The 21,911-nt window shown below is 57.1% G+C and carries 19 protein-coding genes; 15 read left to right on the top strand and 4 right to left on the bottom strand.

Features of this window, described 5'->3' with window-relative positions:
- Positions 1 to 6 precede the first annotated feature (6 nt).
- The gene (locus BN873_RS15160) at positions 7 to 663 is read right to left on the bottom strand and encodes an RNA polymerase sigma factor (RefSeq protein WP_048675543.1); all 657 of its coding nucleotides are present in this window, start codon (positions 661 to 663) and stop codon (positions 7 to 9) included.
- A gap of 165 nt (positions 664 to 828) precedes the next feature.
- Entirely contained in the window at positions 829 to 5,961 is a 5,133-nt protein-coding gene (locus tag BN873_RS15155; protein WP_048675541.1) for a RecQ family ATP-dependent DNA helicase, read from the bottom strand.
- Between the two features lie 142 nt (positions 5,962 to 6,103).
- On the opposite strand from BN873_RS15155, the gene BN873_RS15150 reads away from it, so the two are divergent.
- From BN873_RS15150 to BN873_RS15135, 4 genes are all read left to right on the top strand, one after another.
- Positions 6,104 to 8,416: a hypothetical protein gene (locus tag BN873_RS15150; RefSeq protein WP_048675538.1), complete on the top strand. Its 2,313-nt coding sequence runs from the start codon at positions 6,104 to 6,106 to the stop codon at positions 8,414 to 8,416.
- A 9-nt stretch (positions 8,417 to 8,425) separates the two neighbouring features.
- The gene (locus tag BN873_RS15145; protein WP_048675535.1) at positions 8,426 to 8,770 is read left to right on the top strand and encodes a hypothetical protein; all 345 of its coding nucleotides are present in this window, start codon (positions 8,426 to 8,428) and stop codon (positions 8,768 to 8,770) included.
- 174 nt (positions 8,771 to 8,944) lie between these two features.
- The gene (locus BN873_RS15140) at positions 8,945 to 9,565 is read left to right on the top strand and encodes a L,D-transpeptidase family protein (protein WP_242434449.1); all 621 of its coding nucleotides are present in this window, start codon (positions 8,945 to 8,947) and stop codon (positions 9,563 to 9,565) included.
- A gap of 141 nt (positions 9,566 to 9,706) precedes the next feature.
- Complete coding sequence (locus tag BN873_RS15135) at positions 9,707 to 9,925, top strand: alanine-zipper protein (RefSeq protein WP_048675532.1); 219 nt, start codon at positions 9,707 to 9,709, stop codon at positions 9,923 to 9,925.
- A gap of 73 nt (positions 9,926 to 9,998) precedes the next feature.
- Here BN873_RS15135 and BN873_RS19125 read toward each other — a convergent pair whose 3' ends face one another.
- Positions 9,999 to 11,534: a L,D-transpeptidase family protein gene (locus BN873_RS19125; RefSeq protein ID WP_071244346.1), complete on the bottom strand. Its 1,536-nt coding sequence runs from the start codon at positions 11,532 to 11,534 to the stop codon at positions 9,999 to 10,001.
- A gap of 332 nt (positions 11,535 to 11,866) precedes the next feature.
- Here BN873_RS19125 and BN873_RS15125 point away from each other — a divergent pair, with 332 nt between their 5' ends.
- From BN873_RS15125 to BN873_RS15090, 9 genes are all read left to right on the top strand, one after another.
- Positions 11,867 to 13,681 (top strand): NAD(P)H-dependent oxidoreductase subunit E, encoded by a 1,815-nt coding sequence (locus tag BN873_RS15125; protein ID WP_048675529.1) that lies wholly within the window; start codon positions 11,867 to 11,869, stop codon positions 13,679 to 13,681.
- Positions 13,678 to 14,418, top strand: coding sequence for a 2Fe-2S iron-sulfur cluster-binding protein (locus BN873_RS15120; protein WP_048675525.1), 741 nt, complete (start codon positions 13,678 to 13,680; stop codon positions 14,416 to 14,418). Before BN873_RS15125 ends, BN873_RS15120 begins: the two co-directional genes overlap by 4 nt.
- Positions 14,411 to 14,953 carry an NADH-quinone oxidoreductase subunit B family protein gene (locus tag BN873_RS15115; RefSeq protein ID WP_171820500.1) on the top strand — a complete coding sequence of 181 codons (543 nt, stop codon included), beginning with the start codon at positions 14,411 to 14,413 and terminating at the stop codon, positions 14,951 to 14,953. Before BN873_RS15120 ends, BN873_RS15115 begins: the two co-directional genes overlap by 8 nt.
- A 45-nt stretch (positions 14,954 to 14,998) precedes the next feature.
- On the top strand, positions 14,999 to 15,226 hold the full coding sequence (locus BN873_RS15110) for a type II toxin-antitoxin system VapB family antitoxin (RefSeq protein WP_082161330.1): 228 nt from the start codon (positions 14,999 to 15,001) through the stop codon (positions 15,224 to 15,226).
- Positions 15,213 to 15,617 (top strand): type II toxin-antitoxin system VapC family toxin, encoded by a 405-nt coding sequence (gene vapC / locus BN873_RS15105; protein ID WP_048675521.1) that lies wholly within the window; start codon positions 15,213 to 15,215, stop codon positions 15,615 to 15,617. The genes BN873_RS15110 and vapC overlap by 14 nt, the downstream gene beginning before the upstream one ends.
- Before the next feature lie 77 nt (positions 15,618 to 15,694).
- Entirely contained in the window at positions 15,695 to 17,215 is a 1,521-nt protein-coding gene (locus BN873_RS15100; RefSeq protein WP_048675519.1) for a Ni/Fe hydrogenase subunit alpha, read from the top strand.
- Between the two features lies 1 nt (position 17,216).
- Positions 17,217 to 17,720, top strand: a complete 504-nt coding sequence (locus tag BN873_RS15095; protein ID WP_048675516.1) for a hydrogenase maturation protease — start codon at positions 17,217 to 17,219, stop codon at positions 17,718 to 17,720.
- Between the two features lie 69 nt (positions 17,721 to 17,789).
- A complete protein-coding gene (locus tag BN873_RS20495) occupies positions 17,790 to 18,239 on the top strand; it encodes a sunset domain-containing protein (RefSeq protein ID WP_171820499.1) in 450 nt (149 codons plus the stop codon).
- A 140-nt stretch (positions 18,240 to 18,379) separates the two neighbouring features.
- Positions 18,380 to 19,126, top strand: coding sequence for a tetratricopeptide repeat protein (locus tag BN873_RS15090; RefSeq protein ID WP_048675512.1), 747 nt, complete (start codon positions 18,380 to 18,382; stop codon positions 19,124 to 19,126).
- Between the two features lie 20 nt (positions 19,127 to 19,146).
- Here BN873_RS15090 and thiD read toward each other — a convergent pair whose 3' ends face one another.
- Positions 19,147 to 19,941 carry a bifunctional hydroxymethylpyrimidine kinase/phosphomethylpyrimidine kinase gene (gene thiD / locus BN873_RS15085; RefSeq protein WP_048675506.1) on the bottom strand — a complete coding sequence of 265 codons (795 nt, stop codon included), beginning with the start codon at positions 19,939 to 19,941 and terminating at the stop codon, positions 19,147 to 19,149.
- A gap of 275 nt (positions 19,942 to 20,216) precedes the next feature.
- Here thiD and BN873_RS15080 point away from each other — a divergent pair, with 275 nt between their 5' ends.
- Together BN873_RS15080 and BN873_RS15075 are read left to right on the top strand one after the other, a co-directional pair.
- On the top strand, positions 20,217 to 20,744 hold the full coding sequence (locus BN873_RS15080) for a thioesterase family protein (protein WP_242434448.1): 528 nt from the start codon (positions 20,217 to 20,219) through the stop codon (positions 20,742 to 20,744).
- A gap of 210 nt (positions 20,745 to 20,954) precedes the next feature.
- The gene (locus tag BN873_RS15075; protein ID WP_048675504.1) at positions 20,955 to 21,884 is read left to right on the top strand and encodes a type II secretion system protein N; all 930 of its coding nucleotides are present in this window, start codon (positions 20,955 to 20,957) and stop codon (positions 21,882 to 21,884) included.
- Positions 21,885 to 21,911 lie beyond the last annotated feature (27 nt).

The following is a 21,911-nucleotide window of genomic DNA, read 5'->3' as shown; positions in this document are numbered from 1 at the left end:
GATGGGTTAATCGTTCGCCGTGGCGGCTACTCGATAGTCGCGCCGGGCCAAGAGTTGGGCCAGCTTCTTGCGGGCGTGAAACATCCGGGTTTTGACGGTGTTGAGCGGACAGCCGACGATTTCGGCGATTTCCAGATACGAGAGTTCTTCACCGAAGGTTAGTTCGATCACGCTGCGATGGTCTGGCGAAAGCTGTTCCAGCGCCCATTGTAAGACGCCGCCCAATTCCCAGCCGAGTACGATGTGTTCGGGGCCGTGGGGTACCGGGGCTTGCGGGCTATCCTCGCGCTCCTCGGCGTCGTCGAGCAGCGGCTGTGGGAGCGTGTCGATGGTCTGCTCAGCGCCGAAGTGGCTGGTTCTTCGCAAGGTTTTCAGCCCCTTGTGATGGGCGATGCCAAACAGCCAAGTGGAGAGCGAGGCGATGGCAGGATCGAATCGATCTGCGTTTTGCCAGACTGCCAGCAGAGTATCATTCACAGCTTCGTCCACCAGATCAGGGTGTTTTAGCAGTTTGCACAGGTAACGTCCGATCCGTGGTGCGTACAGGTCATACAGTCGTTTAAAGGCTTGGCGGTCCTTGGCCGCCACCGCGCGGATCAGTTCCAGATCGGCGTTAGCGGCGGCTCCAGCGACCGGGCGTGACAAATCAGGGTGCTGGCTCATCGGTTGGTTTTTCCACGAATAGCGCAATCGCGCATCCGTTCACTTGATATTTCCCGCTAGGGGCCAAAAGGTTCAAAGCCATTCCGCTAGGCGGGCGGCCTTTTAAGTATAGGCGCTTCATGCGGTTGGGCTTCTTGCGAATTTGAGAGAAAAACTGGCCATTCTTTAGTCTTTCGGTGCAAAGATTAAGTCTGGCGCTATCACTTCCCAGTCATCACAACGTATCGAATCGCGGTACTCGTCTTCTTCTTTCCTGCGGGTGATGAGCGCTGCAACCCGTGCTGCGGTGCAGATCATCCCGGCGGGCGGGGTAAAAGAGCGTGCGAGTCGTCCTACGATGGTGTCATGATTATCCAATAGCAGCCAGCGTTCGCCATCTTGCCGACAGATGAGGGGGTCTCCGGTAACGAGGGAGCTGATGGCGCGATGGATAGGGTGGCTTGACGGGTAACGCCCGGCAAAACCAATGTCGATTTCTTTCAGCGTCGGCCGTTTGTAGCGGTGTCTTAGCGTGGTGGGTGGTGGCGGTAGGGGAACTGGTTTGCGCCGTATTAACTGCGGGCCGTCGGGAAGCGCATCAAGGAGCGGCTGGGGAGCGTTGAAGCGAGCCAGCACCACGTTTTGCTTGGCGCGGGTCAGCGCGACGTAATACAGCCGACGCGGTGCATCCGGGTCTTCATCGCGGTTACGCTTGCCCCAGCCGCCATCCAAAACCGCAACATGATCGAATTCCAGACCTTTGGCTCGATGGGCGGTCAACAGCAGCAAACCGGTTTGTTGTCGGCGGATTTCGCGGCCCCATTCTGCCAGCCATTCGGTGAAATGCCGGTACGGTAGCTCCGTGTCGCCAATCTCCAGCGCATATTGCTCTACCGCTTCCCGCAATAAATCCCACCAGACACCGGTTGGTTGCCCGTCGAGCCAATGCCGCAAAATGTCCGCGCCGATAGCCCGGTTACCGCTGATGTGCAGCCAGTCGAGTAGTGACTGTGTTTCGCGCAGACGCCAGAAATTTGGCGGTTCTTCGTCAGCCATCTGCACGGGAATTTCCTGCGTTTCGCAATAAGCGCGCACCGGATTAAGGATCTCCCAAGTGCGGGCGATGACGGCCGTGCGCGCCCAATCCCAAGTCGGCGAGAGCCGCGAGAGGCGTTGTAATTCAGCCATAACGGCCATGGCTTGAGTTTGTTGATTGTCGCCGGCCGACACTATCTGCACGCGCCCTTGGCCGATTGGGTCCAACGCTTCCCAGTGGCCGCCGGCAGGCCCTTTGGCGCGGGCGCGGTTTATGGTGATCGGATGCTCGATTTTCATGCGATCTCGTGCGGTCTCGATCATCTGATTAGCTACCGCGATGATATGCGCGCTAGAGCGGTAGTTCTCGATCAGATAAGCCGGTTTTGCCGTGTAGTCGGCGGTGAAGCGACGGATAAATTCAACCGATGCCCCATCGAACGCATAGATATTTTGGTCATCATCGCCCACCGCGAACAACGACAGCCGGCTTTCTTCGTCTTGGCGAGTTCGCCCGGCCAGCGCCGAAATCAGCTCATATTGATCAGGGCCGATATCCTGGTACTCATCGACCAAAATCCAGCGAAAACCGGCTAGGAGTCGCTCTCGTTGATCATCGGCTTCTTCCGGTGGTAAGCCCTCACCCTTTAGCAAGGCTACCGCTTGTTGCAATACCTTTTTGAAGCTGCTGTCATCCATGACGTTGGTACGATCTGCAAAACTCACCCCAACCAGTCGCATGGCCAGCGCGTGACAGGTGAGGACGATGGGGCCTTTGGCCTCATCACCGATCAGATCGGCAAGGCGCCGGCGAATTTCGACCGCTGCATGGCGGTTGTAGGCCAACGCCAGAATACCGCGCGGATTTTCCCGCCGGACTCGCACCAGATAGGCGATGCGATGCACCAGCACGCGGGTCTTGCCGGAACCGGGTCCGGCCAGAATCAAGACGTTGGCCTGTTCGCGGTCATCGGTGACGATGCGCTGTTGCACCAAATTATTGAGGGACTCCACGATAGCGCGCCAGGATTGCGGCGTTGTCTGGCGAGCAAGCTCTTTTTCCCGCTCCGGCAGCCAAAGTCGCAGAAACTCCTCGCGTTGCAGCTTGAAATAATCCATGGCCAGCCGCACGGCGTCCGTCATTGCTTGAAGGCCGTGCTGGGCGTATTCCACCATGATGTGGATTTGGACGATCTGCTCGTCGTAGTGCTGCTTCAAGGCCAGAAAATCGGCTTTCAGAAAACCGCGTTTTTCCGGGGTCAGCCGGATGGTCATGGCCGAGCGGAAAATGGCCAGACCCTGATGAAGGCGGATGATTTCCTGTTCGTGCAGCCACAGCAACGCCCGATCCAGCAGCTTCTGCGGGGCCTTGATGGCGCTCTTGAGCATGAGGTCGCTTTCCAGCGCCGCCATCAATTTGCCGAGGGTGGTGCGAACCAGAAGATCAGTACCACGGGTGCCCGACGGTAAATCATCCAGTAGATGTTGCAGTAGCCTTTCGGCCGCCGACCGCCGCAATCGAGCGGTCTGCTCGATCTTCGACCACTCCCGTTGCAGCCTCACCTGCATCGTTTCCGGGTCCAGCCGCTGCGCGTGCAGGCTGCCAACGCCGCCGTCTTCGTCGCGACCATCGAGTGTGAGGCTTTTGACGATCCGCCAAAGCTGCTCCGGCAGGACTGTGGCGTGCCCGGCGTCCTTGAGATGCTGGGCGGCGCGGCGCAGCCGCAAAACGGAGGGTTCGCCTTTTTCCAGGTCGGGGGCGGCGATGCGCAGCTCCGCCAGAAAGGCGATTTCGAGGCTTTCCGTCTCTTCCAGCCGCTTGCGCGACGAGCGTTCCACCGCAACATGCACGAAGGCGGTTAGGGCAGTGTCGTTGCTGGCAATCCCCAAGCGTTCCAGATCGTACAGCGCGGTACGGATTTGGGCAGCGCTCAAGCCCGATAGCCCCATCAATTCATCGGTCGAGATGCCCTGATCGGGATTGGCCGCAATCAGCGCCGCCACCAGCGCACTCAATTGGCGGCGATATTGAGCGGTTATCTGCTTTCTATCCAGCTTGGTTTGCGCCTCCTCAACCGACGCGACCCGCAGCGACGAGGGAAACACCTGCACCCGATTTTCCTCACGCGCCAGCAGTCCGGCTTCTTCCAGCCAGGCCAGCGCGGTGCGCACCCGCGTATCATCGGTAGCGGCATCGCGCTGGAACGCCTCATCTTGGTCTTCGGCCAGAATTTCGCCTGCTGTCGCTACCACTTCCCCGCCGAGCCGCTTTTTACGGTCCAGATGGCGCAGTGCCTTGAGCACGCCTTGAATCTCGCGTTGGGTCAGCCGCGAGCGGGCCGACATGCCGAACTGTTTTTCCACGTCATCGGGTGCATAAAGCAGGACACAGCGGGCCGGTTGTCGGTCGCGCCCGGCCCGCCCGGCTTCCTGCACATAGTTTTCCAGCGATCCTGGAATATCGGCGTGAATCACCAGCCGCACGTCGGATTTATCAATGCCCATGCCAAAGGCGTTGGTGGCGGCAATGACCCGTAAATCACCCTTGATGAAAGCGGCCTGCACAGTTTTTTTAGTTTCAGGGGGCAGCGCCGAATGGAAATAGCGGGCGGCCAATTCTTTGGTACACAGAAACTGGGTGATCTGCTCGGCATGTTTGCGAGTGGCGCAATACACGATGGCCCCGCCCGGTTGCTCCGGCGGTAAGTCATGTTCCAGCAAGTTCTGGATCTGGGTGAACTTCTCGGCGGTGGTGGTCATCACCACGTTGAAATCCAGATTGGAGCGGCTGGTGCCGCCGTCGAACAGGGTTAACTCGATGGCCAGCTTCGTGCGGAAATGGTTGATGATGTCCGCCGCTACGTCCGGCTTGGCCGTCGCGGTCAAGCACAGGATGGGCGGGATCGGCTCTTGGCCGGCTTTTTCCCGAATGAAGCGGCTAACGTAGCGATAATCGGGCCGAAAATCCTGACCCCATTTGGACAGACAATGCGCCTCGTCCAGGACCCAGCCGCCGATCTCGCGCTGGGACAGCACCTGCCGCACAGTGCGGTTGCGCAATTGCTCCGGTGACAGAATCAGGATGCCAATATCGCCCAGCCGCACCCGATCCAGCACATCGGTGCGCTCCGGCGGGGACAGCAGGCCATTGATGGCCGCACAACGGGTGATGCCGCGGGACTCTAGGCTGGCGACCTGATCGGCCATCAGCGCCACTAACGGCGAGATGACTACGGTCAGCACCCCGGTCTTGTCGTAGCGGGACAAAGCTGGAAGCTGATAACACAGGGATTTGCCGGTGCCAGTGGGCAGAATCCCCAGCACATGCCCACCGCGCAGAGCGGTTTCGACAATGGCCGGTTGTAAAGGCTGCCCGTCGGCAGCGGCGGGTTCAGGCCGGAAACCGCCAATGTCCGGGAACCAGCGGGCCAGTTCTCGCACCGGGTCGTGCCGCTCCCGGCACCAGGCGCAATCGGGCGTGTCGCAAGCCGTATCCCGCAGCCGATGCACTAGCACGGCGGCTTGCGGAAACTGATGGCGTACCCACGGCGGCATCACCGAATTGCCCCCAGCTACTGCGAGCCACGCCAACGCATAGGCGAGTTCCCAGCCTTGTTGTTCCACCCCCGCCAGGATGGCCTGTGCGTGATGAGGACAGCCTCGCCCGTGCAAAAACCGCTCAATGGCGGCGCGAGCTTCGCGCTCTGAAGGGCGCGTTTGACGGCGCAGGGTCATGAAAAAGGCGTTGAGACCCACCGTTGCGCGCTCCGTCACGGTGGTCAGCCAGTGCCAGGCTAGCAGCAGATCCGGGTTGGTCTGTTGCAAGGTCTGCAAGGCCAGGTGTTGATCGTGAAAGACGGTCAGGGTTAACCGTGCATCCAATTCTGGATCGTTCAGGCCGCCGCGCTTGAGTTGGCCGTCTTGATAATGCTTAACCAGATGATGGTAAGGATTGCGAGGGAAAGCCAGCGGGTTGAGACGGAGGGTGTCTACCATCGGCAGTTTGAGCAGACGCAGGTCCGGTTTGGCGGCTGCCAGATGATGGGCATCGAAAGCGATCAGGTTGTGGCCAAGCAGAAAGGAACACTCTTTAGCGAAGTCATCCAGCTTGGCAAGTTCCGTCGCTAAATCCCCGGAAGCGAACACAAACGAGCACCCGTTATCACCTCTGACCCCAGCGAACTTAACGATCCGCTCGGTTTGCTTGCTGACTTCAAGATCAATGGCAAGACAGTGTGGCGCGAACTCGCTCGTGCCTGGCGTTTCCCTCGCTGCATCGTTCATCAAAATAAACTCTGGTTTGAAACCGCCCCTTTCAGGGGGATAATCGTTGATGAGAGAGGCGAAGCCTCTTCCATGCTGCTTCGCCCGGTTACGGGCGCGGATTGAAACGCTTGCTTTTACCAATTTTCCGGCAGGGTGTTCCATGAAAAATAGCGTGCGCTTGCGCCACCATACCTTTGATGGTCTGCGAGAGATTGGTGGTTTCGGGCAGCCGTTGCATGTGCTGTATCCGCAGATACGGACTGTATTGGCCAGCGAGATCGGTTCTGATGCAGGTCACTTGCTGGCAGAGCCGATGGTGGATCGCACCAATAATCGTATCGAATGGTATGGTGAAAGCGATCCCGATGAAAAACCGGTCTCGGTGTTCGAGCTTCCCGAAGAAGAGCGCCGGTCGGTTATTGCTGATATCAATAGCTTGATGGAACGTGGGCGGGAGCTGGCAGAACGCTACGCCGGTTCCGATGATGCCCGCAAGGCGCAACTGGGAGCCATTTTGCAGGCGGTGCTGGTGCCACCGGCTGAGACCGATCTGTTTCTGGTCGAAGGTAAACCCGTTATCACCGGTTGGGGGTTCATACCAGACCGCCCGTGGGATGCACCGGGTCCATCACCCGACCGACCGGCAGCGGTCAGCGAGCCGGCCGGATCATTACGCGATGTTGCCATACCGGCGGTGGGCCAACCCATTGAATCAGCGCGCGACGTGGCTGTACCGGACGTCATCATTCCCGACGTGATGACTCCAGCCGCCGAACCGACGCCAGCCACGCAATCGGTCATCGAGAGTGCGCAATCCGCTCAATCGTCTCCGCCACCGCTGGAGCCAGCATTGGAACAACCCTCTCCAGAATTGCCTAAGCAACCCGCGAGGGGCAATAAAAAACCAGTCTCTGCACTCTCCAGTCCTAGTACGGCGGAGAAATCAGCCCCTGCGCCGATGGCCACTACGCCAGGATCGAAAGATCAAGTTCCATCATCCACTGCTCCATCATCGTTACGCTATGTCGTTGTTGGCTCGCGCTATTTTTGGGGGGTGGCGATCATTGCACTGCTCCTGCTTTTATTCGCGGCATATTGGGCGCTGGGGAGAACACGATCCCCTGAAGTCATTGCGGATCGTGGAGCCGCCGTCGTCACGGGAGACGGGAAGCTGACAGAGGCGCTACATCGTACCCAACAGACTGAAGCCGCGTTACGAACTCGGCTGGAACAATTGCAGATTGAGCTGGCCGGTCGTCGCGGTCAATGTCGCCTGCCGCAGGATGGAGCAACGTCCGGGGCGCCCACGCCGATCCCCGGTCAGGTGGCTTCGGCTAGCGGTAGAGCCGCCGATTCCGCCGTCCATGGCCAGAGCTTGCCGGCCGTGGTCGGCAATGTCGAAGGTCCGGCAACCGGTCCCGCTGCCCACGACGTAGCCGCCGGGTCGCCAATCGTGGCTAGCAAGTCCAGCATCACGGGTACGAGCCTAACGCCACGACCGGGTGAACCAACGACCGCCGATGTGAACCAAAATCGGGCTGTCAGACTGGATACGGCGTCTGAGGCCGGCGGGAAAGAGAGGCCAAACGTCACGTCGATACAGGTTTCTGGTGGTAGCCCAAGTGAAACCGTTTCGGCGGCACCTTCAGCACGCGACGCTACACTGTCCACAATAGGCGTAACAACAGGTTCAGGAACCCGCAGCGCCAACTCCGGCACCGTTAGTTCTACCGATATGCCTAGATCTACGCCGTCACCTACCAACGGCTCATCAGTAAAGCCAGTTAATCCCACGAATAGCCCTGGCGATGTGCCGACAGATGCTAGGGTTTCGCCTACTGCGGATGCACCAACACCATCCGCCTCGGTGATCGCGCCGTCAGCGAGAACGGGTTCACCGCCTGTCAGTGCTGGCCCACCGGCGACCGCAGGCTCTGATCGGGCCGGCCGCAGTTTGGAAGAGGCATTAACAGGCAAGCCTTCGGCGGTGCCCAGTACCTCTCCTGCCGTCCAGCCCACTACCGAACGCCCTGTCAAAACAGAACCGACCGCCGAGGAACGACGCGAGTTTGATAAGCGCATGTCGGCAACGGGTGCCAGCAGTGGTGAAATCACCGCGACGCTGCTTTGGAACAGTCGGGGTGATCTTGACCTGGTGGTGCGTTGCCCATCGGGACGACAGATGGATTTCCGCAATCCCGCTGAATGCGGCGGCAGTCTGGATGTGGATGCCAACATAGCGCGGGGTCAGTTGACGGATCGTCCCGTTGAAAATGCGTTTTGGCCTGCTGGTAAGGCTGAGCCGGGGAATTACGAGATTCTTGTCCGCTACGTGCCCCGTAAGGATGAGGAACGACCCCAGGACACGCCCTTTCAAGTGCGTTTGAGCCGGGGTGGTCAGGAATCCGTCTATAAGGGCACTGTCCGTCCCAATACTTTGGTGCCGATCACCGCATTTACGGTCCAGCGTTGAGGAAAAGTCATGGACGAAGAACACACGCAATTTAAGATATATGCCGACGAGGCCAAGATTCCCGGCCACCAGCGAGCCTGGGTCTGGGGAGCAGTAGCCATGGCCATCCTGCTCTCTGGCCTTGCTGTCGGCTGGCTATTGAGCGGCGGAGTTGGCGCTAGCAGCCAGTTGGGCACAGGTGCTAATACGTCCGCTGTTTCAGCGGCAGAGGCTGCCGCATGGTTGGCTCAACAGGAAACCGTGAATCAACAGATCCAAGAACGGATTAGCCGTTTGGAACAGGTCTTGGCTGAGAGTGATCCTTGCGGGCCGGTAGCGCTGGAAGCGTTGCGACCCAGTGCTGATAACCTTTAAGGATTTGTGTCAAGCCATCAACCGGCATCTTGCATCGTTATGGCGGGTGCTTTATAAATTTCTCCCCAAGCGAGACCTGATCACAGGGTTTTTGCGGCCTTGGGGTAGCAAAACCCAGCCAAGCGGCGGTGATTGGGGCAGATCGAAACGATTGTAGAGGCGGAAAGAACTACGATGATGAGTATGGAGAATCGCAGCGCGCGGATCATTCTGATAGCCGGTTTGGCGTGGTTGGCCAGCGCCTGCGCGCCAACCGGTGTCGTCACTAACGATTCCACACTGGCCGATGGGACTGGCGGTTATCCACCGCACCAGCCTTGGCTGTTAGTGGACACCAAGCAAGATACCCTGATGGTGATGAGGGGAGATCAGAAGCTCAAGGCATTTCCCCATCTTGCGTTAGGTAGCAGCGGTGTTGGTATCAAATACCGGCGGGGCGACAATAAAACGCCGCTTGGGGTATTTCGCGTGGGTTGGATCAATGAATACAGCCGTTTCAAGACCTTTATTGGCCTTGATTACCCTAACATCGACTATGCTCAGCGCGCCCTACGGGAGCACCGGATTGATACCCTGACTTACGAGCGTATTCGTGAAGCTTGGGTCAGCGGCTATACTCCTCCACAAGATACGCCGCTCGGCGGACAGATCGGGATTCATGGGGTGGGTCGTGGTGATCCGGCAATACACAGGGCCGGAATCAATTGGACCAGTGGTTGCGTAGCGTTGGACAATCAACAAATTGCAGCCCTCAGACCGTGGGTTAAGGTCGGTATGCGGGTTGAAATTCGTTAAAGATGGCAATTTGCGTTGTCTCTAACGCGAGTTTCCGTTATATAATTACTTTTGTTATGCTGGAACAAAATCGTTGTGTCGTGGCAACTTTTTGTTTTTACGACATGTTAACTTTGTTTTATTGATACTGAGGAACTGAGAATGACCTTTAAAACTCTGGCCAAAATCTCCATGTTGGCCCTGATCACTGGCTTGACCGTTGGTTGCGCCACCCCTGAAGTCCAAAAAGCGCAGGCTGATGCCAGCGAAGCGAAGGCGATGGCTCGTCAGGCGCTAGATGCGGCCAACGAAACCCGTTCTTGCTGCACCGCGAATGAAGACAGACTCAATCGCGCGTTCAAGAAGGGCATGTATAAGTAAGTCGATTTTCAGTCGTAAAGACAAAAACCCCACGATGCAGATCGTGGGGTTTTTTTATGGCTCTTTAAATTGCTTAAGAGCGATTTACCGGCGGGGGTTCCTGTAAGTTGGTATCGGGCCTGCTACCCGAAGGTCGAACTGCGGCAGGAGGGGTATACCGCGGATAAGGCCCGGCATTGAGTGGCGCTGGCCGATAATAGCCTGGCGCAGCCGCACCGGGCGGTGTCGGATAAGGTAAATCGTCATAATCCTCCGCCGGTGGTGCACCGTTATAAGGGGCAGCATAGCGGTTAGGATAAGTGGGTGATGGACGATAGGCTGGGGAAGCCGCGCCTGGTGGTGTCGGTGCCACAGGATGAGGGTAGGGTGATTCGCCATAACCCGCAGTCGGCGCACTGTATGCAGAGGGCGCGCGCGGGGGGTTGGCTGGAAGGGCAGGCCGATCAGAAGGCGCCGTAGCTGGCCAGTTGTTATAAGCTGGCCTGGGATAGGTTGGTGATTGGCTCGCAGTAGCCGGATAACTGGGCGTAGGCTGTGCTGGAATCTGGCTTGCAGCCGCTGGATAGCTGGGGGCAGGACGCGGCGGCGCTGGGTTCGCGGTCGCCGGATAATTGGCGGCAGGACGCGGTGGTACTTGGCCGGTAGCGGGTAGGGTGGTGGTTAATCTAGCCGGGGACGGGCTGGAGTTCCCGGAGATCACGACCGGTATCCCACTGATTTGATCGACCGCAGCGTCCAAGGCAGCCCGATCAACACCGGTCATATCCGGCCCGGTCTTGGCAATGACTGCTTTTTGCACTTGCTCCGGTGTTACTTTGACCGGTGATTCGTCTTCTTCCAATGGTTCGTGGGCTTCAAGTAGCAACTCACCATTGAGGCGGCCGACTTTAACCGGTTGATCGATCAAGCGCACGGTGGTGCCCATCGCGACCATTCCGAATAGGTGCTCGATATCTTCAGGATACATCCGCACACAACCGTGCGTGACCTGCATGCCGATCCCGTAAGGTTTATCGGTACCGTGAATCAGATAACCGGGTACACCCAGGCGCATTGCGTGACGGCCCAGGGGATTGTCCGGCCCACCGGGTACTACGTCCGGCAAGATATCGCCATCTTTGGCGTGTTCAGCCTTAATCGATGCGGGTGGCCGCCAAGGTGGGTCCACTTCCTTGCCGATGACCTTGGTCGTTCCCAAAGGGGTTTTCCAATCCATCCGGCCGATACTGACCGGATAGGTGTGAACAACCCGTTCTCCACCGGCACTGGCGGGGGGATAGTAATAAAGTCGCATTTCCGGGATGTTCAGCACGATCCCTTCACGCGGTGTATCGGGCAGAATGTGCCGAAGTGGTAGGACGATAGGGGTTCCGTGACCAGGCGACCAGCGGTCTACGCCGGGATTGGCGTGAACGATTTCATCGTAACCCAAACCATTGTTACGGGCGATATCCAGGAAGGTTTCTTCCTTATTCGCATAGACGACTTTCACTTCCCCGATCACATCGGTGCCGGGAGGTGGCAGGGAGTAGACCGTGGCTTGCGCGGTGCTGGCAATCATTCCCCCTAGCAGCAGCCAGGGAACGTGCTTTAAAGATTGGCTCGGCATGAGAGCGTTTCATCTCCAAAAATTAACCATGTATGAGTAAATTCTGCCTGTTATTCCCTGTCAATGCCAGAATTGATTCCGCCGGAAACCCGCAGACGCCGATTACCAGGGATAACGAAGGGCTTATTTTAGCTTGGAGGGTGATTTAGGGGTTTTGTTCTAAATTAATGACAAATAAACCCAGAAATTAGTTGTAATCCTTATAAAGTTAACGCTTATTGTGAGGGTTTGGAGTATGATTTACGTCAACCTGATTTAACGGCTAACGGATAACAAATATGCCAACCGTGTCTTGCTTTGGCGGATTGGCGGGTTAATGATGGAGGTGCTCCATGGCGGAATCCAGTACGCTCGCCCAGACCATCCGCGACATCGTACAACGCCACCAGAAGTTGCCGACCCGGCTGTTGCAAATCCTCCGTGAAGTGCAGGATCGCCTGACCTGGTTGTCCACTGAGGCGATCAATGTGGTTGCTGAAGAACTTGGCATCTCACCGGCCAAAGTTCGCAGCGTTGCCGAGTTCTATTCTTTCCTCTACACCGCGCCACGCGGTTCTTACGACATCCTGTTCAGCGATAACATCACCGACCGGATGCTGGGCAACCGCGAACTGCTGCACTATCTGGCGGATCGGCTCGGCGTGGCGATCAACGGTACCCGCGCCGATGGTCGGGTCAGCGTTGGCACCACCTCCTGTACCGGCATGTGCGATCAGGGACCGGCGGCGCTGGTCAACGGTTACGCACTGACCCGGCTCACCAAGCCCCGGCTGGATCGTATCGTCGAATTGGTCAATGCCAAAACGCCGCTAGAACAATGGCCGCGCGAGTTCTTCGAGGTGGTGAGCAATATCCGCCGGGCCGACATTCTGCTGGGTCGGCACTTCGCCGATGGCGCGGCGCTGCGGGCGGTGTTGAAACGCGGCCCGGAGGCGATCCTGGAGGAGATGGTCAAATCCGGCCTGCGCGGGCAGGGCGGCGCGGGCTTCAAGTCCGCCGCGAAATGGCAATCCTGCCGCAACGCGCCGGGCGAAGTGAAGTATGTCGTGTGCAACGCCGACGAGGGCGAACCGGGCACTTTCAAGGATCGGGTGCTGATGCAGGATTACGCCGATCTGGTGTTCGAGGGTATGACCGTCTGCGGCCGGGTGATCGGCGCGCGGCAGGGTTTCGTCTACCTGCGCGGCGAATACCGCTACATGGTGGACGCGCTGAAAGCGACTTTGCAGCGCCGCCGCGAAGCCGGGTTGTTGGGTGCGGCGATTCTGGGCGATGCCAGCTTCGAGTTCGACATCGATATTCACCTGGGCGCGGGCGCTTACGTCTGCGGCGAGGAATCGGCGCTGATCGAATCGCTGGAAGGCAAGCACGGGGTGCCGCGCATTCGCCCGCCGTTCCCGACCACGCACGGTTATTTGAATAAGCCGACCGTGGTCAATAACGTCGAAACCTTCGCCTCCGCCGCCAAGATCGCGGTGGAAGGCGGCAACTGGTTCGCCAGTCGCGGCACCGCCGAATCGAAAGGCACCAAGCTGCTCAGCCTGAGCGGCGATTGTGAGCGGCCCGGCATCTACGAATATCCGTTCGGCGTCACCGTGCGGCAGGTGCTGGAGGACTGCGGGGCGCGCGACGCGCAGGGTATCCAGATGGCCGGTCCCGCTGGTCACATGATTTCCGCCAAATTGTTCGACCGGCGGATCTGCTTTGAAGATTTGGCGACAGGCGGCTCGTTCATGGTGTTCGACCAGCGCCGCGATATTTTGGACGGCATCCGCAATTTCGCCCATTTTTTCGTCCACGAAAGCTGTGGTTTTTGCACGCCATGCCGGGTCGGTACCTCCTTGATGCGTGACCTGGTGGACAAGGTGCATACCGGCCACGGCACCCGCGCCGATTTGGAGGAAATGCGCAAGCTGGGCCAGATCATGCGGGTGGCTTCGCATTGCGGCCTGGGCCAGACTGCGCCCAATCCGGTGCTGGACAGTCTGGATCAATTTCCAGAGTCCTATGAGCGGCGGCTGCGCTCGACCGCGTTTGAACCGGCTTTTGATATGAATGCGGCGCTGGAGCAGGCGCGCTGGTTGACCGGCCGCACCGATCCCGACGCCTATCTGGATGAAGAAATTTTGTCGAGGGCGATGCCATGAGCGAGGAACCACGCTTCACGCTGGATGGGCGGACGGTGCCGTTTCAGGATGGCCAGACCATCATGGCTGCCGCGCTGGCCGCTGGAATCTATATCCCGCATCTGTGCTTCAATCCCGAATTCACCCCGCATGGCAGTTGCCGGGTCTGTTTGGTCAAAGTCAATGGCCGAATGCAGGCGTCCTGCACCACGCCAGCCGCAGCGGGTCAGGTGGTGCAGAGCGAAATCGACGAGGTGCGCGAAATCCGCCGGGGCTTGCTGCAAATGCTGTTCGTGGAAGGTAATCACGTCTGTCCGGCCTGCGAGAAAAGCGGGGCCTGTCAGTTGCAGGCGGTGGCCTATTACGTCGGGATGCTGGCACCGCACTACACCCATTTCTACCCACGCCGTCCGGTGGACGCCTCGCACCCCGACGCCCTGATTGATTTCAATCGCTGCATTCTGTGCGAGCTGTGCGTCCGTGCCAGCCGTGAGGTCGATGGCAAAAACGTGTTCGCGGTGCAGGGGCGCGGCATCAAGGCCCATCTGGTGGTGAATACGCCATCCGGCAAGCTGGGTGCGACCGATTTCAGCCTGAGCGATAAAGCGGCGCAGGTCTGTCCGACCGGCACAATTCTAAGCAAGCACAGCGGCTATGAAATCCCCATCGGCCAACGGCTTTATGACCGCAAGCCGATTAACGTGGTCGGCGATGTGGCCGCGCTGGCGGTCAGCAAGGGAGGTCGCCGCCATGATTGAATCCAAACTGAAAGTTGCCACCTGCTCGCTGTGCGGCTGCTTCGGCTGCCACATGTCGCTGCTTGATCTCGATGAGCGGCTGTTCGATCTGGCTGAAAAAGTGGAGTTCGACCGCAGCCCGTTGACCGACCTCAAGGAACTGGGCGAATGCGACATCGGCATCATTGAAGGCGGCATCGCCAACGTCGAGAATGTCCACACCCTGCTGGAATTTCGGGCGCGTTGCAAAATCCTGATTGCGATGGGCGCGTGCGCCATCAGCGGCGGCATTCCAGCGATGCGCAATCACTACGAATTGAAGGATTGTCTGGAAGAGTCCTACACACGCGGAATCGGATTGGTGGACGCGCAGATTCCCAATGACCCGGAAATTCCCTTGCTGCTCGATCAGGTGCATCCGATTCACGAGGTGGTGAAAATCGACTACTTCCTGCCGGGCTGCCCGCCGTCGGCGGATACGATTTGGACCTTTGTCACCCAATTATTGGCCGGGCAGCCCATCGCGCTGCCTTATACCCAGATACATTACGATTGAGTTTTAAGTTTGATCGATTGTGTAGACTGGCCGGAGAGGCATTTAATGAATAAAAAACCTCAGCGCAGTATGCAGGTTACGGTGGACAGTGAGTTGGTTGAGGAAGGTTTGCAGACCACTGGCCTAAAAACGCGCCGCGATCTGGTCAATTTTGCACTGCGAGAACTGCTGCGGCGGGAAAATCAGAAAAAACTGTTGGAACTCAAAGGTCAGGTCGAGTGGGAAGGTGATTTGAGTGTGTTGCGTGGAAGCGTCCCGCATGATCTTGGTTGATACCAGCGTATGGATTGATTTTTTTCGGGGAAATGCGTTGCCGCATGTGCAACGATTGGAGGAATGGATTGAGCAGGGAGAAAATATCGTTCTCTGCGGAGTTATTCTGACCGAAATTCTTCAGGGCATTCGTGAGGAATCCACTTATCAGCGCACACGCCACTACCTGGAGTTTTTGCGGCTTTTACCGATGACGCAGGACGTTTTTGTTGAAGCCGCGCAAATTTACCGCGCGTTACGTGCTCAAGGAATCACCGTGCGTAAGCCCCTGGATTGCATGATTGCTGCTACTGCTTTGGTGCATCAGGCCCAATTGCTGCATAACGACCGTGATTTTGTATTGATTGCCCAGCATTATCCACTGCATGTCATCAGACTGGTACAGCATTAATTCCCAGTTCCTTGCCGAATCACTCTCATTAAACAGGCGAGGGGATCATCAACGACGATTAAACGAGGTAACTCGTTATGAGTACCCTGGAAACGGCGGCCCAATCTGATTATTTGTGCCGGGTCGCTATTGACCCGCTAAGCCGGGTTGAAGGTCACGGCAAAGTCACCCTGTTGGTGGATCGGGATCACCGCATCCGTCAGGCGCGTTTGCATATCGTCGAATTTCGTGGCTTTGAAAAATTCATTCAGGGTCGGCCTTACTGGGAACTACCGGTCGTCGTACAACGTCTCTGCGGCATTTGCCCAGTCAGCCATCATCTGGCGGCGGCCAAAGCAGTGGATCAGTTGTTGGGGATTGAGGAAATCCCACCGACCGCCGAGAAAATCCGCCGCCTGATGCACTACGGCCAGACCCTGCAATCGCACGCAGTACATTTTTTCCATCTGGCCTCGCCGGATTTTCTGTTCGATTTCGACGATAAAGTGGCCCATCGCAATGTGGTCGGCGTGATGGCGGATTATCCCGATGTGGCCCGGCAAGGGGTGAAGCTGCGCAAGTACGGCCAGGAGGTGATCCGGTTTACGGCGGGTAAGCGCGTTCATGGCACTGGCGCCATTCCCGGCGGCGTGAATAAATCGCTGACCTTGCAGGAGCGCAACACGCTGTTGGTGGACATTGACCTGATGGCGCAATGGAGCCGCAACATCCTCAAGCTGATGAAAGCCGCCTACGCCGCTAATCCCGGCTATTTCACCCATTTCGCCACCATCCGCACCAATTACCTCAGTTTAATCCGGGCCGATGGCGCGCTGGATTTATATCACGGCGGCTTACGGGCCAAAAACGAACAGGGTGGAATCATCTTTGATCATCTCGACTACCGCCGTTACGCCCAGGTATTGCGCGAACAAGTCAAGCCGTGGAGCTACATGAAATTTCCGTTCATCAACTCGCTGGGGCCGGACAAGGGTTGGTATCGGGTCGGGCCGCTGGCCCGGATCGATAATTGCGATTTCATCGCCACCCCACTGGCCGAGGAGGAACGCAAGGAATTCATGGCGCTGGGCGAGGGCGAGCCGATTCACGTCACACTGGCTTATCACTGGGCGCGGATGATTGAGTTGCTCCATTCCATTGAGGCGATCAAGGACTTGCTGCTCGATCCCGATATTTTCGGCGATGAGTTGGTGGCCAAGGGCGAAGTGACGCCACGGGAGGGGATCGGCGTGATCGAAGCGCCACGCGGCACCCTGTTCCACCATTACCGGATGAACGAGGATGGCTTGATCGAGAAGGCCAACCTGATTGTCTCCACCACCAACAACAACCAGGCGATGAATGAATCGATTCGCCAGGTGGCGGAACGCTATCTGGACGGCAAGGAATTGACCGAACCGCTGTTGAATCAGATTGAAGTCGCGGTGCGGGCTTACGACCCCTGCCTGTCCTGTGCCACTCACGCGCTGGGCCAGATGCCGCTGCACGTGGAACTGGTCGAGGAGGAGTCTGGCGCGTTGGTGGATTGTTTGGTGCGGGATGCGGGTGGAATGGTTCGTAAAGAGGCATTTCCTCTCCATCTGGGAGAAAAAGGTTAGGGTGAGGGCAAAGATTCCGCGCTTACTCATTTTGGCCGTTGGCAATCCCAGCCGGGGCGATGACGCGCTGGGGCCGCTGTTTCTGGAGCGCTTGGCGGCCTTGCGGGAACAGGGCGTCAACTGGGACGATATCGAACTGCTGACCGATTTTCAGTTGCAGATCGAACACGCGGTGGATTTGGAAAATCGGAAATTAGTGCTGTTCGTCGATGCCAGCGTCTCCTGTCCACCACCGTATCAATTCACCCGGTTGCAACCGGCCCGCGATACCAGCTATACCAGTCATGCGCTGACGCCTGCTGCCGTTTTGCATGTTTACGAGCAGATCAATTCCGCACCTGCGCCACCCGCATTTTTGTTGGCGATTCGCGGCGAGCATTTTGAACTGGGGGAGTCGCTTAGTGTGGCGGCGGCAGAGAACCTGCAAGCCGCTCTGAAATTTGTGGGTCAATTGCTAGAGCAACAGGATGCAATAAATTGGATACAAATTTTTGACCTACAATAAACCGTTATTAAGTTCTCGTTCATTGATTGCGGCGTGATAATAGTTTGACTCACAACGGAGGTATGACAGATGTTGTTAAAACCACGTACTTTAGCTGGTCAGAGTTTTTTAGTAGCTGCGCTTGTTACAGCTCTTGGTGGCTTTGGTATAGCGCAGGCCGCTGATGTCGGTGCCGCCGCTGCGGGAGCGGGTGTACAAGTTCCGAAAACGCCGGTAGCCCCATTATCGGTGCCGACACCCACTAAGCCGATGACGATGCCTTCGACCTCAACGCCTACCCAGATGGTTCCCAAGGCAGCAACCCCTACCACGACTACGGCAACTACGGCGACTACGGCAACAACCAATATGGCTGGCAATCCGGATGGTTCGTGCCCAGAATCGGCCCCGGTGAAAGTCTCCAGGTCAAAAATCTATCATGTACCAGAAGGCCGGAACTACGCGAAAACCAAAGCCAAATATTGTTTTGCCAACGCCGCAGCGGCCGAACAAGCGGGATTTCGCGCACCTAAAAAATAAGCATTAGCTTGAGCAGTTCGTATGCCACCTTAATCGCGGTACTCAATGCTATTTCAGGGCCGTGATTGAGGTGGTTTTTAACTATTAGGGTGTGCTGTTCTATAATATTTACTCAAGGAAAATTAACAGGAAGGTAAAGAATGCCTGTTATAGGTATCTTGATATTAATCATCCAAATCGGTTTCGCGGCTCACGCCATTCGGCGTGGCCATGATCAAATTTGGATTTATCTCATTATTTTTGTACCGCTGATCGGTTGCCTACTCTACACATTGATGGTGTTGCTGCCTGAAGCGCGTTCAAGCCGTGCCGTCAGAGGTGTGTCGAAGGCGATTACCACCACGCTGGACCCCAAGCGAGATTTACGAAAGAGATTAGATAATCTTGACGCTTCGGATACGGTGGAAAATCGCACCATGCTTGCTGACGAATTGATCAAGCATGGCATGATTGACGATGCTATCGAGTTATATCAACGCTCACTCAAGGGAATTTATGGTACCGACCCTTATCTGCTGCTGGGGTTAGCAAAGGCGTTTTTCTCGGCTGGAAAATTCAAAGATTCCAAAGAAACGCTTGATACGCTGATACAAAAAAACCCTGAATTTAGAAATCAAGAAGGGCATTTGCTTTATGCCCGATCATTGGAAGAATTGGGCGAGATCGACAAGGCGATGGAGGAATACCAAGCCCTTTGTCAATATTATAGTGGTGCGGAAGCCAAATGTCGTTATGGGCTTTTACTGAAACGCCAGGGGAAAATAGCAGAGGCCACCCAGATTTTTGAAGAACTTATCCGTACCGCAAAACGCGCCTCAAAACATAGCAATCGCCTTAATAAGGAGTGGCTCGATATTGCCCAGCGTGAGGCGCATTCTGAAGGATAATTTCCCCTGCTTACCAAAGCTCAAGGATGCATGGTATGGCCATGGTTCAAGGGTCCACAGCCCTTCCCTAGATTAGGCGCGGTACGAATCGCCTCTTGGACGTAAGCAAGGGCACGCTCCACCGAGGCGCCAAGAGCCAACCCTTGCGCTAGCCCGGTGGCGATAGCCGAAGCCAGTGTGCAGCCAGTCCCATGCGTATTGCGGCTGGATGAACGGATTGAAGTGAAGGCTTGATGACCTCCGCGCCAAGCGAGCCAGTCGGTAACCGTTGACCCGGCGAGGTGGCCGCCCTTGACCAATACCGCTGTCGGACCCATTTCCAAGAGCCGGTCAGCCGCTGCTGCCAGATGATCGGGTTGTCGGATCGGTAAACCACCGAGCATTTCTGCCTCGCGGATATTGGGGGTAAGGATTGCCGCTCTGGGCAGCAGTCGCTGCACCAACGTTTCGCGGGCTGCCGGATCAAGCAAGCAGTCACCCCCTTTGGCGTACATGACCGGGTCCACCACCACCGGAATACCCGGTGCGGCTACTTCGAGAACCTCGGCAACGGTTTGGATGACCGCCGCCGTATGTAACATGCCGGTTTTGATACAGTCGGCGCCGATATCCGCCAAGACCACCTGCATCTGTTCGGCGATGAACGTGGGGTCGATGCCGACAATGCCGAACACGCCTTGGGTATTCTGGGCGGTTAACGCCGTGATTGCGGTCGCTGCGTAGCCACCGAGCGCCGTCACCGTTTTCAAATCGGCCTGCATGCCTGCGCCACCACCGGAATCGGAGCCAGCCACAATTAATATGCGCCCCATCATTGACATCTTCGTGACTATCCGTAAGGTTAGTGTGGAGTGAAAGGATTGCTCAAACCGCTTGCAAGGACTCGGTTATGGAGGATGGTTTCACCCACTCTCTCAGTCGGTCGAGAGACTGATCCACCAAGCCAATTTTGAGGGCCGCCCACCGATAGAGTGCCAACGAATCGCAGTGATCGTAGCAATCATTGCGCTACCCAATAAAAGCGGGTAGCGTACCGCGCTTTCCTCGGACATCGAAGATTAAAATAACGAACATGCGGCTAGAAACCCCTTTGTCCCTGTATTCTGATGTGGTGCCACCTGAGTGGATTGATTACAACGGTCACATGAACGTGGCCTATTATGTGCTCGCTTTCGATCATGCGACCGATGCCTTTATGGATTTTTTAGGTATGGGGCCAACTTATCGAAAGAGTGACAATTGCTCCGCTTTTGTGGTCGAAGCCCACGTCAACTACCAACGCGAGCTAGTGGCAGGCAATCCACTGTGTGTCACCACACAATTGCTCGGTTTTGATACCAAGCGTATCCATTATTTCCATCGCTTATATCATGCGGAGAAGAGATTTGTATCCGCAACGAGCGAGTTGATGGTAATCCATGTTGATCTGGCGGAGCGACACAGCGCCCCGATGCCGGTGGCAGTATTGGATCGGCTCGGAGAACTGATGGCTGCTCACATCCAGTTGGCGCGACCGCCGCAATCCGGCCGGGTGATTGGCGTTCGGGCCAAGCCGGCGGCGGCGACACCGACGATGGCTGTGGTGCGGCCGAAAGCCCGGGTGCGGGGCCAGAGATAATCGCTAAGATTGTTTTAATTGTTTTACAGGCAAGGTTGAAGAAGATCGGAGTGGCGGCTTCAGTTCAGCGTAAACTGTGTCGCCGCTCTTTATGTATGTAGCGTGATGACCAGGTTGCCACGTCGGGTCTAAGTATTGGAAAATTTTCTAAAAAACATAAAATTAGCCTCGGAAAAACACACTTGGACAGCACTGCCCCTCGATGCTTGGTTGCGGGGTGTTGCTGTTCTGGTCAATGCGCTGCTGGTGGTAGGATTAGCCCGCGTTCTTGCCGGTTTGACAGCCACGATTTTATGGGGGCCGTCGTTCCTATCCGGCGGAGCGACGGGCATCATGACTCAAGGAGTGGCCGCGCGAGACACTGGGGTCGTGCAGCGGGCCGATGTGGCGAGTATCGGTGCTTGGCACTTGTTCGGCAGGAACGAGGCGCCCGCGCCAGTGGCGGCACCCCCAATGCCAGTGGCGGTCGCTCCGCTCAATTTGCGCTTGGTGGGCGTGTTTTTCGCCGAACGGCGCGCGGATAAAGCACTGGCGCTTATTGCTGAGGGCACCGGCGTAGAGCGGGGTTACCGGATTGGGGAGGCATTACCGGGTGGTGCTAGATTAGAGCAGGTCCAACGCGACCGGGTCATTGTATCGCGTGGCAATCAGCAGGAAGTGCTCAATTTGCCCCGCCTCGAAGAAACTCAGAGGGCACCGACTGTGGAAGGTTTACCGCCAGCCGAGCCTATCATTGAGCCTCCCGCTGAGCCGGCTCAACCAGAGATACCGCAGGAACAACCGTCCAGTTCTCGCGAGCCGCAACTGATCGATGCAACGGCTGTCGCTGCTCGCTTGCGTGGGGCGGCCGGTCCCCAGGCGCTTGAGGATATCGCGTTTGCGAGTCCCTATGTGCAAGAAGGCCGTTTTCTTGGGTTTCGTTTACGACCGGGCCGAGATCGGCAGTTGTTGCAACAGATTGGTCTCACTAGCGGTGATGTGATCACCGAAGTGAATGGGCATCGCCTTGATGGGCCGATGCGCGGCCTTGCGAGTTTGCGAGAATTGCAGCACGCCGATCAGATCAAGGTGCGCGTTTTGCGCAATGGCGCCGAAATACCCCTGGCGTTTTCCTTGGGTAGGCCCGCCGCCGTCAGATGACTTGAATGGCATTTTAGAAGAGAGCAG

Origin of the sequence: Candidatus Competibacter denitrificans Run_A_D11, from assembly GCF_001051235.1 — a bacterium.
Classification (GTDB): domain Bacteria; phylum Pseudomonadota; class Gammaproteobacteria; order Competibacterales; family Competibacteraceae; genus Competibacter_A; species Competibacter_A denitrificans.
Note: the sequence above shows the minus strand (reverse complement) of the source record. Positions and strands in the feature narration are given on the sequence as shown.

What these genes read in the sequence shown, in the direction of transcription:
- BN873_RS15160 (WP_048675543.1), bottom strand. Translation starts at nt 663, where the DNA reads ATGAGCCAGCACCCTGATTTGTCACGCCCGGTCGCTGGAGCCGCCGCT.
- BN873_RS15155 (WP_048675541.1), bottom strand. Translation starts at nt 5,961, where the DNA reads ATGAACGATGCAGCGAGGGAAACGCCAGGCACGAGCGAGTTCGCGCCA.
- BN873_RS15150 (WP_048675538.1), top strand. Translation starts at nt 6,104, where the DNA reads ATGAAAAATAGCGTGCGCTTGCGCCACCATACCTTTGATGGTCTGCGA.
- BN873_RS15145 (WP_048675535.1), top strand. Translation starts at nt 8,426, where the DNA reads ATGGACGAAGAACACACGCAATTTAAGATATATGCCGACGAGGCCAAG.
- BN873_RS15140 (WP_242434449.1), top strand. Translation starts at nt 8,945, where the DNA reads ATGATGAGTATGGAGAATCGCAGCGCGCGGATCATTCTGATAGCCGGT.
- BN873_RS15135 (WP_048675532.1), top strand. Translation starts at nt 9,707, where the DNA reads ATGACCTTTAAAACTCTGGCCAAAATCTCCATGTTGGCCCTGATCACT.
- BN873_RS19125 (WP_071244346.1), bottom strand. Translation starts at nt 11,534, where the DNA reads ATGCCGAGCCAATCTTTAAAGCACGTTCCCTGGCTGCTGCTAGGGGGA.
- BN873_RS15125 (WP_048675529.1), top strand. Translation starts at nt 11,867, where the DNA reads ATGGCGGAATCCAGTACGCTCGCCCAGACCATCCGCGACATCGTACAA.
- BN873_RS15120 (WP_048675525.1), top strand. Translation starts at nt 13,678, where the DNA reads ATGAGCGAGGAACCACGCTTCACGCTGGATGGGCGGACGGTGCCGTTT.
- BN873_RS15115 (WP_171820500.1), top strand. Translation starts at nt 14,411, where the DNA reads ATGATTGAATCCAAACTGAAAGTTGCCACCTGCTCGCTGTGCGGCTGC.
- BN873_RS15110 (WP_082161330.1), top strand. Translation starts at nt 14,999, where the DNA reads ATGAATAAAAAACCTCAGCGCAGTATGCAGGTTACGGTGGACAGTGAG.
- vapC (WP_048675521.1), top strand. Translation starts at nt 15,213, where the DNA reads ATGATCTTGGTTGATACCAGCGTATGGATTGATTTTTTTCGGGGAAAT.
- BN873_RS15100 (WP_048675519.1), top strand. Translation starts at nt 15,695, where the DNA reads ATGAGTACCCTGGAAACGGCGGCCCAATCTGATTATTTGTGCCGGGTC.
- BN873_RS20495 (WP_171820499.1), top strand. Translation starts at nt 17,790, where the DNA reads ATGTTGTTAAAACCACGTACTTTAGCTGGTCAGAGTTTTTTAGTAGCT.
- BN873_RS15090 (WP_048675512.1), top strand. Translation starts at nt 18,380, where the DNA reads ATGCCTGTTATAGGTATCTTGATATTAATCATCCAAATCGGTTTCGCG.
- thiD (WP_048675506.1), bottom strand. Translation starts at nt 19,941, where the DNA reads ATGATGGGGCGCATATTAATTGTGGCTGGCTCCGATTCCGGTGGTGGC.